This is a genomic window from Kitasatospora sp. NPDC004745 (genome assembly GCF_042873275.1).
GTDB lineage: Bacteria > Actinomycetota > Actinomycetes > Streptomycetales > Streptomycetaceae > Kitasatospora.
Window position 1 is genome coordinate 1 of sequence record NZ_JBIALK010000039.1, and the last position, 13,793, is coordinate 13,793.

Sequence of the window (13,793 nt, forward strand, 5' to 3'; positions counted from 1 at the left end):
CACCCCGGGGGGGGGGGGGGGGGGGGGGGGGGGGCGGGGGGGCGCCCCCCCGGCGGGGGGGCCCCCCGGGGGGGGCCCGGGGGGGGGCGGCGGGGGCCCCGGCCCCCCCCCCCCGGGGCCGTGACCTCCGTCACGTCCGCGCATCCCCGCCGGGCGGGTCGTGGGCGGGCATGCGGAAGGCCCCGGAGAGTGGACTCTCCAGGGCCTTCCTTCTGTGGCCAGGGCCGGGGTCGAACCGGCGACCTTCCGCTTTTCAGGCGGACGCTCGTACCAACTGAGCTACCTGGCCGTACTGCACCGTCTCTTGCGAGACGAGCGATCCCGACGGGACTTGAACCCGCGACCTCCACCTTGACAGGGTGGCGAGCTAACCAACTGCTCCACGGGACCTAGAAGTGGTTTCCCACTCAGGTCTTGCGTCACTGCACTTTACTACGGTACTGCGTGCCCCCAACGGGATTCGAACCCGTGCTACCGCCTTGAAAGGGCGGCGTCCTGGGCCACTAGACGATGAGGGCTTGCGGCCTGTCCCGCTGTTTCCAGCGCTCGGGGACGTCGAGAAGCATATGGGATGCCGGGCGGATCGCCAAAACGGGTTTCGGCCGGTCGGGTCGGGGGCGGTCCGGGGCGGGCGGGGAGCCGGTCAGGACCAGCCGAGCTCGTCGAGTTCGTGGTCGTCGAAGCCGAAGTGGTGGGCGACCTCGTGGATCACCGTGGTGCGCACCTCCTCGACGACCTGCTCGTGGGTCTCGCAGTGCCGGAGGGTGGGGCCGCGGTAGATGATGATCCGGTCGGGCAGGACGCCGGCGTACCACTCGCCGCGCTCGGTGAGCGGGGTGCCCTCGTAGAGGCCGAGGAGCTCCGGGTCGGAGGCGTCCGGTTCGTCCTCGACGAAGACGGCGACGTTGTCCATCATGGCCGCGAGCTGCGGGGGAATCTGGTCGAGGGCGTCGCTGACCAGCGTCTCGAACTCTTCCCGGGTCATCTCCACCGGATCATTGTCGGGTCTGGGGTGACGGTGTGCCAGGTGGCGTGAGCCGGTGTTTGATGGGCCCATGGCGACCTCGGACGGCACGGTGGACGGCCCGGCGCGCGCCAGGCCGCGGGGCGGCGCGGCGGAGCGCGGGCGGCCTCCGGTGCTGCGCGGGCAGGGGCCCGCGGTGGCGGTGGTCGCGGCGGGCGGGGCGATCGGGGCCCTGGCGCGGTACGCGGCCGGGCTGCTCCGGCCCGACGGCCCGACGGCGTTCCCGTGGACGACGCTGCTGGTCAACGTGGTCGGTTGCGCGGTGATCGGGGTCTTCCTGGTGACCGTGACCGAGGGGCGTCCGGTGCACCCGCTGCTGCGGCCGTTCTTCGGCACCGGGGTGCTGGGCGGGTTCACGACCTTCTCGACCTACGCGGTGGACGTCCGGCGGCTGCTGGAGGCGGGGCGGCTCGGACTCGGCCTGACGTACCTGGGGCTGACCCTGGTGGCCGCGCTCGGTGCGGTGTGGGCGGCGGCCGGCGTGACGCGCCGTCTGATCCGCCGAGGGGGCGCGCGGTGAGCGGGCTGAGCGGGCCGGCGCTGCGGCTGACCGTCCTGGTGGGTGAGAACGACCACTGGCACCACCGGCCGCTGTACAGCGAGATCGTGCACCGCGCGCGGGCCGCCGGGCTGGCCGGGGCGAGCGTGTTCCGGGGGATCGAGGGCTTCGGGGCGTCGTCGCTGGTGCACACGGCGCGGCTGCTGTCGCTGAGCGAGGACCTGCCGGTGGCGGTGGTGATCGTGGACGAGGAGGAGCGGGTGCGGGCGTTCCTGCCGCAGCTGGACGGGCTGGTCGCGGAGGGGCTGGTAGTGCTCGACCGCTGCGAGGTGGTGCGCTACGTGGGGCGGGAGGGGGCGGCGGGGTGAACTGGCTGCTGGTGGTGGCGGGCGCGGTGGTCGGCGCGCCGCTGCGGTACCTGACGGACCGCGTGGTCCAGGCCCGGCACGACTCGGTGTTCCCGTGGGGGACGTTCACGGTGAACGCGGTCGGCTGCCTGGTGCTGGGCCTGGTGACCGGGGCGGTGGCGGCGGGGGCGGCGTCCTCGCAGGTCCAGCTGCTGCTGGGGACGGGGCTGTGCGGGGCGCTGACGACCTACTCGACGTTCTCGTACGAGACGTTGCGGCTGGTGGAGACCGGCTCCGGGCGGTACGCGCTGGCGAACGCGGCGGGGAGCCTGGCGGTGGGCCTGGCCGCGGTGTACGCGGGGGCGGGGCTGGCCTCGGCGCTCTGGGGCTGATCCGGCCGGGCCCGGGAGGCCCGCCGTGGCGGGGCCGTGCGGGCCCCGGCGCTCCGGAGGCCCTGCAGGCCGCCCCGGCGCGCCTCCGGCCCCGTCCCGGTCCCCGCGGGGCCCCGCTGGCCCCACGCGCCCCGCAGGGCCCGCCCGGGGGCTTCCTGGCGTGCCGCCCGTGTCCCGCCGGGGCGGGTGCGCGTTGGGCACCGGAAGCGGCCGCGCGGCAGTGGGCGGCCCGGGCGGGGCGGTGGAGAGTGAGTGCGGTGGCTTCGGTGCGGGCGGTTCGGGCGGCGGTGCGTGCGGGGACGGCGCGGGTGGCTCCGGCGCGGGGCGCGGCCCCGCTGCGGGAGCTGGCGGCGGGGCGGGCGGTGCCGGGCGCGGTGGTCCGGCGGTCGGGCGGGGTGCGGGCCGCGGCGGTGCTGGCGGTGGCCGGGCTGGGGCTGACGGGTTGCATGTCGGTGGGCCCGGGCGGGGCGACGGAGGAGAAGCACGGTGTGGCGCCGGTCGGTCAGGCCGGTCCGGCCGGGAGGCCGGGGGCGACGGGCGGGCCGTCGGCCTCGCCCGGCGCCGGGCACCCGGGGGGCGTGTCGGGGCGCCCGGAGCGCCCGGGGAGCTCGCCGGGAGAGAGTGCGCCGAGCGGGGCCACGGCCGCCGTGGCGGGCGAGGTGGCGCCGGGCGTGACCGGCGCGGCCGCCGGCGTGGTCCCGGTCCCGGCGGCGCCCGCCATGGACACCGCGCCGGGTGCGACCGGCGTGAACGGTGCGGCGGGCGGCGTGAGCGCCAGCCCCGCGCCCCGTACGGGCGGTTCGACGGCCGGCCCCGGCGGGGCGGCCGGCAGCGGCACCACCGCTGGCCCGGGCGGCTCCGGCGGGACGGGCGGCACCGGTGACGGGCACGGTGGCGGGGGTGCGGCGGGCACGCCGTCGGCGACGCCGAGCAGCCACCCGTCGACGTCCCCCGAGCCCGAGCACAGCGCACCCGCCACCACCGCCCCACCGGCCACGGAGCCCTCTGCGGGTAACTCCGGTTCCTCGGCCCCGAGCCCGCGCGCGGGTGGGCATTAGCGAGCTGGCCAGGGCATTTGCCTCTGATCCCGAGGTTCCTCTATGGTGGTAGATCGTTCGTTTGATCCATTTGACTGGCGCCCTATTTCCATCTGGCGCCCTTGGCGCGTTCCGGCGATCCGTGGCTGACCGCATAGAGGCGGTTGTGAAACAGAACCCCGGACTTTGGCGCGTGCCACTTCCGGAAGGTTTTGCATGTCTCTCGTTGACGACGCCCGCTTCGCCATGCCCGCAAGCGAGTCCGCCGCCGATGTCACCGACACCAACGACACCACCACCGAGGTCGTCGACCTCGCCGACGTCGAGCTGATCGACGCCGGGATCGCCGACGCCGACTCGGACGCCACCGACGCGGACGACACCGCCGAGGCCGCCGAGCCCACCATCACCTTCGGCGACCTGGGCCTGCACGACGACGTCGTGCGCGCCCTCGCCAAGCGCGGCGTCACCACCCCCTTCCCGATCCAGGCCGCGACCATCCCGGACGCCCTGGCCGGCAAGGACGTGCTGGGCCGCGGCCGCACCGGCTCCGGCAAGACCCTCAGCTTCGGCCTGCCGCTGCTGACCCGCCTCGCCGACGGCGAGCGCACCCGCGCCAAGCACCCGCGCGGCCTGATCCTGGTCCCGACCCGCGAGCTGGCCATGCAGGTCGCCGACGCCCTGGAGCCCTTCGGCTCGGTGCTCGGCCTGCGTCTCAAGGTCGTCTGCGGCGGTACCTCGATGTCGAACCAGATCTACGCGCTGGAGCGCGGCGTCGACATCCTGGTCGCCACCCCGGGCCGCCTGCGCGACCTGCTGAACCGCGGCTCGGCCAAGCTGGACGACGTCCAGACCGTCGTGCTCGACGAGGCCGACCAGATGGCCGACATGGGCTTCCTGCCCGAGGTCACCGAGATCCTCGACCAGGTGCCGGCCGGCGGCCAGCGCCTGCTGTTCTCCGCCACCCTGGAGAACGAGATCGACACCCTGGTGAAGCGCTACCTGAAGAACCCGGTCACCCACGAGGTCGACCCGTCGGCCGGCGCCGTCACCACCATGACCCACCACATCCTCGTGGTGAAGCCCAAGGACAAGGCGCCGATCACCAACGCGATCGCCGCCCGCAAGGGCCGCACGATCATCTTCGTCCGCACCCAGATGGGCGCCGACCGCGTCGCCGAGCAGCTCATCGAGGCCGGCGTGAAGGCCGACGCGCTGCACGGCGGCATGACCCAGGGCGCCCGCACCCGCGTCCTCGGCGACTTCAAGGACGGCTACGTCAACGTCGTCGTCGCCACCGACGTCGCCGCCCGCGGCATCCACGTCGACGGCATCGACCTGGTCCTCAACGTGGACCCGGCCGGCGACCACAAGGACTACCTGCACCGCTCCGGCCGCACCGCCCGCGCCGGCCGCTCCGGCGCCGTCGTCACCCTGGTGCTGCCGCACCAGCGCCGCGGCGTCTTCCGCCTGATGGAGGACGCGGGCGTCGACGCCAGCCGCCACATCCTGGACCACGCCTTCGACGCCGAGGTCGCCAAGATCACCGGCGCCCGCTCGCTCACCGAGGTCCAGGCCGAGAGCGCCGCCAACATCGCCGGTGCCGCCGAGCGCGAGCTCGCCGACATGACCCGCCAGCTGGAGCGCGCGCAGCGCCGCGCCACCGAGCTGCGCGAGGAGGCCGACCGCCTGGCCGCCCGCGCCGCCCGCGAGCGCGCCGACCTGGGCATCGTGGACGAGGCCCCGGCCGCCGAGGCCGGCGACGACGCCGCCGCGGAGGCCCCGGCCGCCGAGGCGACCGCCGCGGCCGCCGCGCCGCAGGCCGAGGAGCGCACCCCGTCGTACCGCGAGGCGCGCACCGAGCGTCCGGCCTTCGGCCGCGACCGCGACCGTGACCGTGACGACCGTCGTTCGGGCGGCTTCGGCGGCCGTGACCGTGACGACCGTCGTTCGGGCGGCTTCGGCGGCCGCGACCGCGACGACCGTCGCTCCGGCGGCTTCGACCGCGACCGTGACGACCGTCGCTCCGGCGGCTTCGGCGGCCGCGACCGCGACGACCGCCGCTCCGGTGGCTTCGACCGCGACCGCGCCGGCTTCGGCGGCCGTGACCGTGACGACCGCGGCGCCCGTTCGGGTGGCTTCGACCGTGACGACCGTCGCTCCGGTGGCTTCAACCGTGACCGTGACGACCGTGGCGGCCGCTCCTTCGGCGACCGTCCGGCCCGCTCCGGCGGCTTCGACCGTGACCGCGGTGGCTTCAACCGTGACCGTGACGACCGTGGCGGCCGCTCCTTCGGCGACCGTCCGGCCCGCTCCTTCGGCGACCGTCCGGCCTTCGGCCGTGACCGCGACGAGCGCGGCGCCAGCAGCCGTCCGTTCGCCCGCCGGGACGACCACCGCTCCGGTGGCCGCCCGCAGGCCTCCGGCGGCTTCGGCGGCCGGGACCGTGACGACCGCGGCGCCCGTTCGGGTGGCTTCGACCGCGACCGCGGCGGCTTCAACCGCGACGACCGCAAGCCGCGCTGGAAGAACTGACGCCGTACGGCCGGTGGTCCGCCACCGGTGACGGCCGCGGCTGAGGCCGGCCGGGCCGGGCGCAGGACGCCCGTGCCGGCCGGCCCCGGCCGGGAGGAACGCACGAAGGGCCCGCTCCATGCACTGGAGCGGGCCCTTCGCGTTCCCCCGGTCCCCCCCCCGGACACCCCCCGGTACCCCCGACACCTCCCTCGTGCCCCCGGAGGTGTTGTTCTGCGAGTGAGAATAACCTGTGGCGCGGAGTGGCGGAAGTCCCGTAGCGTCGCGGCCATGAGCAGCAGACTGCACGACGTGGCACGGAGGAACGAGGAGATCGCCGAGCGGGGGAGCTACCGGGCGTCCGGGGGCGAACCCGTGTCGGTGGGGGAGCAGTTGGCGGCGGCCCGGGCCGGGACGGTGTCGTACCCGCCGGAGGGGCTGGCCGCGCTGCTGCGCGCCGGCGATCCGGGGCCGGGGCCGCGCGGGGCGGTGGAGGTCACCGCCGAGGGCAGCATCGAGGCCGCCCGGCGCCTGGTCGAGGGCGGGGCCGGCCCGGTCGGGGTCCTCAACTTCGCCTCCGCGCGCAACCCCGGCGGCGGCTACCTGCGCGGCGCCCGCGCCCAGGAGGAGGACCTGTGCCGCAGCGCGCTGCTATACACCTGCCTGCTGGAGGCGCCCGACTACTACGAGGCGCACCGGGCCTCGACCGACCTGCGGTACAGCCACCGGGTGATCGTCTCGCCCGCGGTCCCGGTGATCCGGGACGGGCGCGGCGAGCTGCTGGCCCGGCCCTACCCGGTCACCTTCCTGACCTCGCCCGCGCCCAACGCCGGCCAGCTGGAGCGGCGTTCGGCCGGCGTGGACGTCCGCGGCGTGCTCGCCGAGCGGGCCGTCCGGGTGCTCGCGGCGGCGGCCCGGCACGAGGTCCGCACGCTGGTGCTCGGGGCCTGGGGCTGCGGGGTGTTCCGCAACGACCCGGCGCAGGTCGCCGAGGCCTTCGAGGGCGCGCTGGCCCGGTACGGGGCGGCCTTCGAGCGGGTGGTGTTCGCGGTCTGGGACCGCTCACCGGTCTCGGCGAACCGGGCCGCCTTCGCGGAGCGGTTCGGCGCGGCGGTGCGATGACGCCCGCCGCGCGCCGCCCCCCCCGGTCTGTGACCCCCGCGGGCCCGCGCCGCCCGGGGGCCGGACCCTAGCGGCGGCGGGCGGAGAGCGCCGTGGCGGCCGTCGAGGCCGCCGCGACCACGGCGGTGACGGCGAGGACGGACGGCCAGGCACCGATCTTCTTCGCCAGCGGGTGGGAGCCGCCGAAGGCCGCCACGTACAGGCCGGTCAGCGCCGCCGCGGTGGCCGGGCCCGAGCTGCGGCGCCACTGCGCGGCCGCCCCGGCACCGGCGGCCGCCAGTACCGCGCCGCCCAGCTCGCGCCGGCCGCTCCAGCGGGCGACGCCGTAGCCGCCGACCAGGCCGCTCGCCGCGGTCAGCGCGGCGGGCGCGGCGGAGACGAGCACGTTCGGGACCTTCGCCATGGGGGGACTCCACTCGTAGGGGCTGTTCCGACTTCCTGTTCCGCCTCCCGACCCTAACCCGGCCGTATCCCGCCCCTCGCCCGGCCGTTCCGCGCTCCCGTCCCGTCCCGTCCCGTCCGGTCCCGTCCGGTCCTGTCCTGCCCTGCCCCGTTTCGGGCCCCGGAGTGGGTCCGGGCCCGGGGAGCGGGGCCCGCCGCTACCGGAACGCCTGCTCCGCCGACTGCGCCGGGGCGGTCCGGGCCAGCAGCCGCGCGGCCTCCGCCGGGGGCAGCACCCGTTCCAGCCGGAGGTCCCCCGGGAGCTCCTGGATGAACCGCCCGGCCGACCAGCTGCGCTCGTAGGGCAGCGGGTCCAGCACCAGGGTGCGCACGCCGTCCACCACCGGGACGTCGCTCGGCGTGCCCTCGTTCCAGAGCCACGAGCCGTCCGGGGCGACGAGGTTGAACGCGCCGGTCGCGATCACCCGGCGACCGTCCAGGACGGCGGTGCGGGCCAGCGCCGCCACCTCCGGGTCCGGTCGGGGGCCGGGCAGGTGGCCGCCGCCGACCAGCACGTCGGCCAGCAGGGTGTGCAGCTGGAAGGTGTCGCTCAGCCCGTCCATCCGCAGCAGGAAGCCGGCGCCGGTGGGGCGGTGCAGGACCAGCAGCGGCTCGTCGTCGAGGACCAGCGCCAGGTGGGCCAGGCCCTTGAACTCGTGCTGCCCGCCGGAGTACCGGCCGAACAGCTCCAGCAGCACTCCGGTGACGCCCGAGGCCCGCGCCTCGGTCCGTACCGCCGCGTGCGCGTACACCGCCCAGGCGGCCTGCTGCCAGAGGTGCAGCGTCCACCAGCCGACCACGGCCAGGTGGGCGTGCCAGGCGTCCAGGTGCTCCCGGTGCTCGATCCGGTCGTGCGCCTCGGACGGATCGTCCGCCTCCGGATCCGGCAGCGGGCCGCCGCCGGTCTCCTCCCACCGCCGCACCAGCCGCTGCGCGCCGCCCAGCGCCCCGCGCAGGCCCGCCAGCACCGGGCCGGCGCAGGCCAGGGGATCGGCGCCGTTCTCCACGCAGGCGCCCACCACCATCGCCAGGTGGGCCCGGGGGAACGGCGGGGCGTCCGGCAGCAGCGCGGCCAGCCGGGGCCCGGCCGCGGCCACCTCGGCCGGCCCGGCCGACCCGAACAGCCCGCCCACCCGGCCCAGCGCGGGGCCGAAGCCCTCGTCGTCCCCGGCGGCGGTCACCGCCTCCAACTCGGCCACCGCCTCCAGGAGGGCGGGTTGCTGACGGTGCGGCGGAATCTGCTCGAAGGACATTCGCCGCAGCATAGGCGGCGGCGCGGCGCGCCGCGGCGTCGGGTACCCGGTCCTCCGGGCGGTGCCCTGCCGGTCGCCGCCCCCGGTCGCCGCCCCGGGTGGCGGGCCCCGGACGCCCGACGGCCGGGGCCCCGCCGGGTACTCCCGCGGGTGCCGGTGCCCGCTCGGTGGAAAACCCCGCGCGGCACCGCCGCCGTACCGCATACTCGCGCGGTGACCGCGTCCCGTGCCCTCGACTCCCGCCGCGTGACGGCCCGCCCGGCCTCCGCGGCCGAGCCGGCCCTGAAGGTGGCCCCGCTCGAGCTCTTCCTCGACCTCGTCTTCGTCTTCACCATCACCCAGCTCACCGGCAGCCTCGTCCACCACCTCACCCCCGGTGGGTTCGCGCAGGTGCTGGTGATGCTGGCGGTCATCTGGTGGATGTACGACGCCTTCATCTGGCTCACCAACGCGATGCCGCCGCGCACCCACGGCCGGCGCGGTCTGCTGCTGTTGGCGATGGCCGCGTTCCTGGTCATCTCGCTGGCCGTCCCGCACGCCTTCGAGGGCAGCGGCGCCGCCTTCGGCTGGGCGTACCTGGTGGTGGTCGCGGTGCACACCGGGATGTTCGCGGCCGCCGGGGTGGCGCTCGCCCCGGTGCTGCGGATGGGCGGGGCCAACCTGGTCGGCGGGGCCCTGGTGGTGACCGGCGGCTACCTCACCGGCACGGTCCAACTCGCCTTCTGGGCGGCGGCCTTCGCGCTGCAGTTCGTCACCCCGCGGCTCGCCGGGCTGCCGGAGTTCCGGCTGCGGGCCGACCACTTCGTGGAGCGCCACGGGCTGATCGTGATCATCGCCTTCGGCGAGTCGGTGATCGCCATCGGCGTCGGCGCCGGCAGCACGGACCTCGGCCCGGGGCTGATCGCCGTCGCCCTGCTCAGCCTCAGCGTCTGCGTGGGCCTGTGGTGGGCGTACTTCGGGCACGACGACGACGCCCGCGCCGAGCACCACATGGCCGCGCTGCCCTCGGCCGAGCGCAACCGGGCCGCGGTCACCGTCTACAACCTCGGCCACTTCGGCCTGCTGCTCGGCGTGCTGCTGTTCGCCGCCGGGGTGAAGTCCGCGGTCGCCCACCCGGTGGCCCCGGTGAGCCTCCCGCAGGCCGCCTCGCTGGCCGGCGGCACCGCGCTCTACCTGGTGGTCAACACCGCCGTCCGCCGCTTCTTCGGCCTGCGGCCCAACGCCCCGCGCCTGGCCGGCGCCGCCCTGGTGGTGGCCGCCGTTCCGCTCGGCACCGAGGTCTCCGCGCTCGTCCAGGTCGCGGCCACCGCCGCCGTGCTCGCCGCGGTCTTCGGGTACGAGCTCCGTCAGTCCCCGGTGGCACACTTCGAGCGTGACTGACAGCGCGCGCGAGACCGCGATCACCGACGGCCGCTACCTGATCCGCAACGTCGGCAGCGGTCTGCTGCTCGAGGTGGCCGACGGCAGTCGCCGCAGCGGCGCCCGGGTCCGCCAGGGCGCCGACGACGGCTCCGACGCCCAGCTCTGGCAGCTGACCGCCGTGCACCCCGGCGGGGCGCTGCGCCACCTGGAGAACGCGGGCAGCGGCAAGCGCCTCGACGTCACCGGCGCCTCCGTCGAGGACGGCGTGCCCGTCCAGCAGTGGTCGGCGAACGCCTTCGGCGCCCAGGAGTGGCTGCTGGAGGCCCACGTGGACGACCCCGGCACCTACACGATCACCAGCTTCATCAGCGGCAAGCCGCTCACCGCCGCCCCGGCCCCCGACCGGGCCGTCCACCAGTGGGAGGACGTCGACTCGCCCACCCAGTGGTGGCGCTTCGAGCGCCGGGACTGAGGGCCGCGGGCCGGTGCTGCCCGGCTCGGTGCTGCCCGGCTCGGTGCTGCCCGGGCCGGAGTGCCGCCGGGCCGGGCCGCCGCCGGTGCCGCGTGCCGTGCCCGCCGGGGCTCAGCCCGACAGGTTGGCGTGCAGCGCGGTCAGCTCCTCGTCGGTCACGCCGTGGGCCCGCAGGTAGTCGGGGACGGAGCCGTGCCGGCCGGTGATCCAGGAGAGGGCGGAGTCGAGCAGCGCGGCGCTGATCGGGCGCGAGGTGCGTTCGGCGCCGGTCTCGTCGACGTACGGCTGGGGGCCCTGGTCGAGGCCGAGTCCGACGTTGGAGCGCAGGTAGTCGGTGGTGATCTCCTCCTCGGAGGCGCCGAGCAGCGACTGCAGGACGGCGATGGTCAGCCCGGTGCGGTCCTTGCCGACGGCGCAGTGGACGACGGCGGGCAGCGTGCCGGGGGCGGCCAGGTGGCGGACCACGGCGACGAGCGAGGGGCCGGCCGTCCCGGCCATGAAGGGGTAGAGCGAGGCCTGGTCCTCCGGCCAGGGCTGGTCGACGTCCTCGCGGTTGGCGGGCAGGGTCGGCAGGTTGAGGGTCTCGTGGTCGAGCCCGTGCCGCAGGTCCGGCCAGACCTCCAGCTCGAACGGGCTGCGCAGGTCGAGGACGGTGCGCAGACCGAGGGCCTTGAGGCGCCGCGCGCCCTCCTCGGTGAGGTCGTGGAAGGAGCCGGAGCGGTAGAGCACGCCCCGGCGGAGGGCGCCGATCCCGCCCGCGTCACGGAAGTTGCGCACACCGGGGATGTCGATGAAGGCGTCGGTCATGGCATCACCGTACGGGCGGCGGGCGGGTCGGCGGAAGGAAACCGGAGGGGGCCTTTCGGCGTCCGCCGGGGACGCCGCAGCGGTCACCGGCCGCCGGAGACCTCCAGGAACGCGCCGGTGGTGTACGAGGCGGCCGGGGAGAGCAGGAAGAGGACGGCCTCGGCGACCTCCTCCGCCCGCCCGCCGCGCCGCATCGGGAGTCCGGGGGCGACCCGGTCGACCCGGCCGGGCTCGCCGCCGAGGGCGTGGATGTCGGTGTGGATGAGCCCGGGGCGGACGGCGTTGACCCGGATGCCCTCGGCGGCCACCTCCAGGGCGAGGCCGCGGGTCATCGAGTCGACGGCGCCCTTGGCGGCCGCGTAGTCGACGTACTCGTTGGGCGAGCCCAGCCGGGAGGCGGCCGAGGAGACGTTGACGATGGCGCCGCCGCGGCCGCCGTGCCGGGTGGACATCCGGCGGACGGCCTGGGCGGAGCACAGGAACGGGCCGGTGATGTTGGCGGCCCAGATGCGGTTCAGCCGGTCCTCGTCGATGTCCTCCAGCCGGGACTGCCGCTCCAGGGTGCCCGCGTTGTTCACCAGGCCGGTGAGCGGGCCGAGTTCGGCGTCCACGGTGGCGAACAGCCGCTCCACCTCGGCGGTCCGGCTGACGTCGGCCCGGACGGCGATCGCGGTGCCGCCCGCGGCCCGGACGGAGTCCACCACGGCGGCCGCCGAGGCCTCGTCCGCACGGTAGTTGACGCAGACCCGGTAGCCGCGCCGGGCGGCCAGCAGGGCGGTGGCGGCACCGATGCCGCGACCGGCGCCGGTGATGATCAGGACGTCGTCGGAGGTGGTGGTCGACATGGTCGGTACGCTACCCGCCGGTCCCTCCGGGCGGGCCCCGGACCGGAATTCGCTCGCCCGGCGCGCCCCGACCGGGGAGGATGCGGTACCGGTCGCGGCGAGGGCGCAGCTCCGCCCCGGCCGGCCCCGGCCCGGACCAGAGGAGACCGCCGATGTCCGCCGCACCCGCCGCCCCCGGCCCGGTCCTGCTGTCCGGCGTCGTGGGCTCCACCGCGTACGGCTTCGCGCACGCCGGCTCGGACGTCGACCGGCTCGGGCTGTTCGCCGTGCCCACCGAGGAGTTGCACGGCCTGCACCGCCCGGCGGAGTCGCAGGTGACCACCGGGCCCGACGTCACCCTGCACGAGGCCGCCAAGTGGTGCCGGCTGGCCCTGTCCTGCAACCCGACCGCCTCCGAGCTCGTCTGGCTGCCGGAGGAGCTGTACGAGGTGCGCACGCCGCTCGGTGCGGAACTGGTCGAGATCCGCTCGAGCTTCCTCAGCGCTCCGGCCGTGCGGAAGGCCTATCTCGGTTACGCGGACCAGCAGTTCCGCAAGCTGCTGACCCGCGACGGCACCGATCCGGAGGCCCGCCGCCGGGCCGCCAAGCACGCCCGGCACCTCGTCCGGCTGGTCGGCCAGGCCGTCCTCCTGCACGAGACCGGCCACAACGCCGTCCGCCTCACCGATCCCGAGCACGTCCGTGACCTCGGCGAACGCATCGCGGAGCGGCCCGCCGTCGCCGAGTCCTTGATCGCGGACGCCGCCGACCGCCTCGCCCGCCCCGGCGTCCTGCCCGCCGCGCCCGACCCGCGCCCGGCCGAATCCTGGCTCCGCCGGGTGCGCGCCGCCCACTACACCGCGCCCCCGGAAGGGCCCCGCGGACCCGGCGCGCCCGCGCAATCCACTGGCGGAGCCCTGGGCCCCACCGGGTAGGATCACGGTGGCCCTTCCCAGCCGGGACCAGGGCCGCGGGCCACTAGCTCAATTGGCAGAGCTGCGGACTTTTAATCCGTAGGTTCAGGGTTCGAGCCCCTGGTGGCCCACACGTGAGCGAACCGTCTCCGACCTGCGGTGCAGCGCCCCGGCCGAGCCACTCGGCCGGGGCGCTGCCGTTCGCGCGCCACGGGGCTCGCGCTGACGCTCCGTCAGCGGACCGGTGCGGTGGTGCCGCGGGTGCGCGGCGCCCGAACCGGGCGTCCGGATGCGATCCGGACCGGCCGCGCCCCGGAATCCGGGCTGCCGTACGCGGACCCGTGCCGCGCTCGGACCCGCGCCCCGGAGTCCCGCACGCCGCCCGCCACCTCCGCGCGCACCCGGCCCGGGCCCGCCGCACCCCTCCCGCGGCCCGCCGCCCCGCGCCGCCCGGCCCCCGCCCCGCCCCCGCCCCGCCCCCGCCCGTGACCGGGCCGCGACCGGCCGGTGACGCACGGCAGCGGGCGAGGGCGGGCAACGGATCCGGGGGGTGGTCCGGCGCCATGGCCGGGGGTGGGGTAGGTCACGTCGGAATCGGGCGTTTTCGACGGTTCTGTCCGGCACTTGTACGCCGGATCCCGGGGCTGGTGGTGGCCCGGAGGTCGGTGATCACGTCGGGCCTAAATATGATCGGAAGCCACGTTCGTCGGTTTGTACCTACGTTCGTATGTGCAACCTGGGAGCGGTCCCGACCGTCTCTCTGTGTGCGGTGCGCCAGATCGTCC

General features: G+C 76.2%; 14 protein-coding genes and 4 tRNA genes. 9 read left to right on the forward strand and 9 right to left on the reverse strand.

All coding sequences use genetic code 11. The annotated features are described in order from the left end of the window. Window positions 1-215: 215 nt before the first annotated feature. The 4 genes from ACFYUY_RS37095 to ACFYUY_RS37110 form a co-directional block, all read right to left on the reverse strand. Window positions 216-289: transfer RNA gene (locus ACFYUY_RS37095), tRNA-Phe, on the reverse strand. Between the two features lie 27 nt (window positions 290-316). After that, a tRNA-Asp gene (locus tag ACFYUY_RS37100) sits at window positions 317-390 on the reverse strand. Window positions 391-445: 55 nt separating this feature from the next. Next, window positions 446-518: transfer RNA gene (locus tag ACFYUY_RS37105), tRNA-Glu, on the reverse strand. Window positions 519-643: 125 nt separating this feature from the next. Continuing rightward, window positions 644-985, reverse strand: a complete 342-nt coding sequence (locus ACFYUY_RS37110) for a metallopeptidase family protein (protein ID WP_360220448.1) — start codon at window positions 983-985, stop codon at window positions 644-646. 70 nt (window positions 986-1,055) lie between these two features. On the opposite strand from ACFYUY_RS37110, the gene crcB (ACFYUY_RS37115) reads away from it, so the two are divergent. Genes crcB (ACFYUY_RS37115) through crcB (ACFYUY_RS37125) form a run of 3 tightly spaced genes read left to right on the forward strand, consistent with a single transcriptional unit; the run spans window position 1,056 to window position 2,262 of the window. Next, window positions 1,056-1,544 carry a fluoride efflux transporter CrcB gene (gene crcB, locus ACFYUY_RS37115; RefSeq protein ID WP_387907496.1) on the forward strand — a complete coding sequence of 163 codons (489 nt, stop codon included), beginning with the start codon at window positions 1,056-1,058 and terminating at the stop codon, window positions 1,542-1,544. Then, window positions 1,541-1,891 carry a DUF190 domain-containing protein gene (locus tag ACFYUY_RS37120; RefSeq protein ID WP_360220454.1) on the forward strand — a complete coding sequence of 117 codons (351 nt, stop codon included), beginning with the start codon at window positions 1,541-1,543 and terminating at the stop codon, window positions 1,889-1,891. The genes crcB (ACFYUY_RS37115) and ACFYUY_RS37120 overlap by 4 nt, the downstream gene beginning before the upstream one ends. Continuing rightward, window positions 1,888-2,262, forward strand: coding sequence for a fluoride efflux transporter CrcB (gene crcB / locus ACFYUY_RS37125; protein WP_387907498.1), 375 nt, complete (start codon window positions 1,888-1,890; stop codon window positions 2,260-2,262). The genes ACFYUY_RS37120 and crcB (ACFYUY_RS37125) overlap by 4 nt, the downstream gene beginning before the upstream one ends. Before the next feature lie 502 nt (window positions 2,263-2,764). Here crcB (ACFYUY_RS37125) and ACFYUY_RS37130 read toward each other — a convergent pair. Next, on the reverse strand, window positions 2,765-3,259 hold the full coding sequence (locus ACFYUY_RS37130) for a hypothetical protein (protein WP_387907500.1): 495 nt from the start codon (window positions 3,257-3,259) through the stop codon (window positions 2,765-2,767). A 256-nt stretch (window positions 3,260-3,515) separates the two neighbouring features. On the opposite strand from ACFYUY_RS37130, the gene ACFYUY_RS37135 reads away from it, so the two are divergent. Together ACFYUY_RS37135 and ACFYUY_RS37140 are read left to right on the forward strand one after the other, a co-directional pair. Further along, entirely contained in the window at window positions 3,516-5,834 is a 2,319-nt protein-coding gene (locus ACFYUY_RS37135; RefSeq protein WP_387907502.1) for a DEAD/DEAH box helicase, read from the forward strand. Window positions 5,835-6,104: 270 nt separating this feature from the next. Further along, entirely contained in the window at window positions 6,105-6,935 is an 831-nt protein-coding gene (locus ACFYUY_RS37140; protein WP_363365640.1) for a TIGR02452 family protein, read from the forward strand. Between the two features lie 67 nt (window positions 6,936-7,002). On the opposite strand, the gene ACFYUY_RS37145 is transcribed toward ACFYUY_RS37140, so the two are convergent. Together ACFYUY_RS37145 and ACFYUY_RS37150 are read right to left on the reverse strand one after the other, a co-directional pair. Further along, a complete protein-coding gene (locus ACFYUY_RS37145) occupies window positions 7,003-7,338 on the reverse strand; it encodes a hypothetical protein (protein WP_363365641.1) in 336 nt (111 codons plus the stop codon). Window positions 7,339-7,534: 196 nt separating this feature from the next. Further along, entirely contained in the window at window positions 7,535-8,629 is a 1,095-nt protein-coding gene (locus ACFYUY_RS37150; protein WP_387907506.1) for a hypothetical protein, read from the reverse strand. Window positions 8,630-8,842: 213 nt separating this feature from the next. Between ACFYUY_RS37150 and ACFYUY_RS37155 the strand changes: the two genes are divergently transcribed. Continuing rightward, entirely contained in the window at window positions 8,843-10,009 is a 1,167-nt protein-coding gene (locus ACFYUY_RS37155; RefSeq protein ID WP_360222510.1) for a low temperature requirement protein A, read from the forward strand. Next, window positions 10,002-10,463 (forward strand): RICIN domain-containing protein, encoded by a 462-nt coding sequence (locus tag ACFYUY_RS37160; RefSeq protein ID WP_387907509.1) that lies wholly within the window; start codon window positions 10,002-10,004, stop codon window positions 10,461-10,463. Before ACFYUY_RS37155 ends, ACFYUY_RS37160 begins: the two co-directional genes overlap by 8 nt. Before the next feature lie 111 nt (window positions 10,464-10,574). On the opposite strand, the gene ACFYUY_RS37165 is transcribed toward ACFYUY_RS37160, so the two are convergent. Next, on the reverse strand, window positions 10,575-11,270 hold the full coding sequence (locus ACFYUY_RS37165; protein ID WP_387907512.1) for a tyrosine-protein phosphatase: 696 nt from the start codon (window positions 11,268-11,270) through the stop codon (window positions 10,575-10,577). 83 nt (window positions 11,271-11,353) lie between these two features. Continuing rightward, window positions 11,354-12,115, reverse strand: a complete 762-nt coding sequence (locus ACFYUY_RS37170; RefSeq protein ID WP_387907515.1) for an SDR family oxidoreductase — start codon at window positions 12,113-12,115, stop codon at window positions 11,354-11,356. A 152-nt stretch (window positions 12,116-12,267) separates the two neighbouring features. On the opposite strand from ACFYUY_RS37170, the gene ACFYUY_RS37175 reads away from it, so the two are divergent. Then, on the forward strand, window positions 12,268-13,029 hold the full coding sequence (locus tag ACFYUY_RS37175) for a DNA polymerase beta superfamily protein (protein WP_360222522.1): 762 nt from the start codon (window positions 12,268-12,270) through the stop codon (window positions 13,027-13,029). A 37-nt stretch (window positions 13,030-13,066) separates the two neighbouring features. Continuing rightward, window positions 13,067-13,139 (forward strand) — tRNA-Lys (locus ACFYUY_RS37180). Window positions 13,140-13,793 lie beyond the last annotated feature (654 nt).

Excerpts from the sequence above, each read along its gene's own strand:
- ACFYUY_RS37110 (WP_360220448.1), bottom strand. The coding sequence starts at position 985 with ATGACCCGGGAAGAGTTCGAGACGCTGGTCAGCGACGCCCTCGACCAG.
- crcB (WP_387907496.1), top strand. The coding sequence starts at position 1,056 with ATGGCGACCTCGGACGGCACGGTGGACGGCCCGGCGCGCGCCAGGCCG.
- ACFYUY_RS37135 (WP_387907502.1), top strand. The coding sequence starts at position 3,516 with ATGTCTCTCGTTGACGACGCCCGCTTCGCCATGCCCGCAAGCGAGTCC.
- ACFYUY_RS37140 (WP_363365640.1), top strand. The coding sequence starts at position 6,105 with ATGAGCAGCAGACTGCACGACGTGGCACGGAGGAACGAGGAGATCGCC.
- ACFYUY_RS37145 (WP_363365641.1), bottom strand. The coding sequence starts at position 7,338 with ATGGCGAAGGTCCCGAACGTGCTCGTCTCCGCCGCGCCCGCCGCGCTG.
- ACFYUY_RS37150 (WP_387907506.1), bottom strand. The coding sequence starts at position 8,629 with ATGTCCTTCGAGCAGATTCCGCCGCACCGTCAGCAACCCGCCCTCCTG.
- ACFYUY_RS37165 (WP_387907512.1), bottom strand. The coding sequence starts at position 11,270 with ATGACCGACGCCTTCATCGACATCCCCGGTGTGCGCAACTTCCGTGAC.
- ACFYUY_RS37170 (WP_387907515.1), bottom strand. The coding sequence starts at position 12,115 with ATGTCGACCACCACCTCCGACGACGTCCTGATCATCACCGGCGCCGGT.
- ACFYUY_RS37175 (WP_360222522.1), top strand. The coding sequence starts at position 12,268 with ATGTCCGCCGCACCCGCCGCCCCCGGCCCGGTCCTGCTGTCCGGCGTC.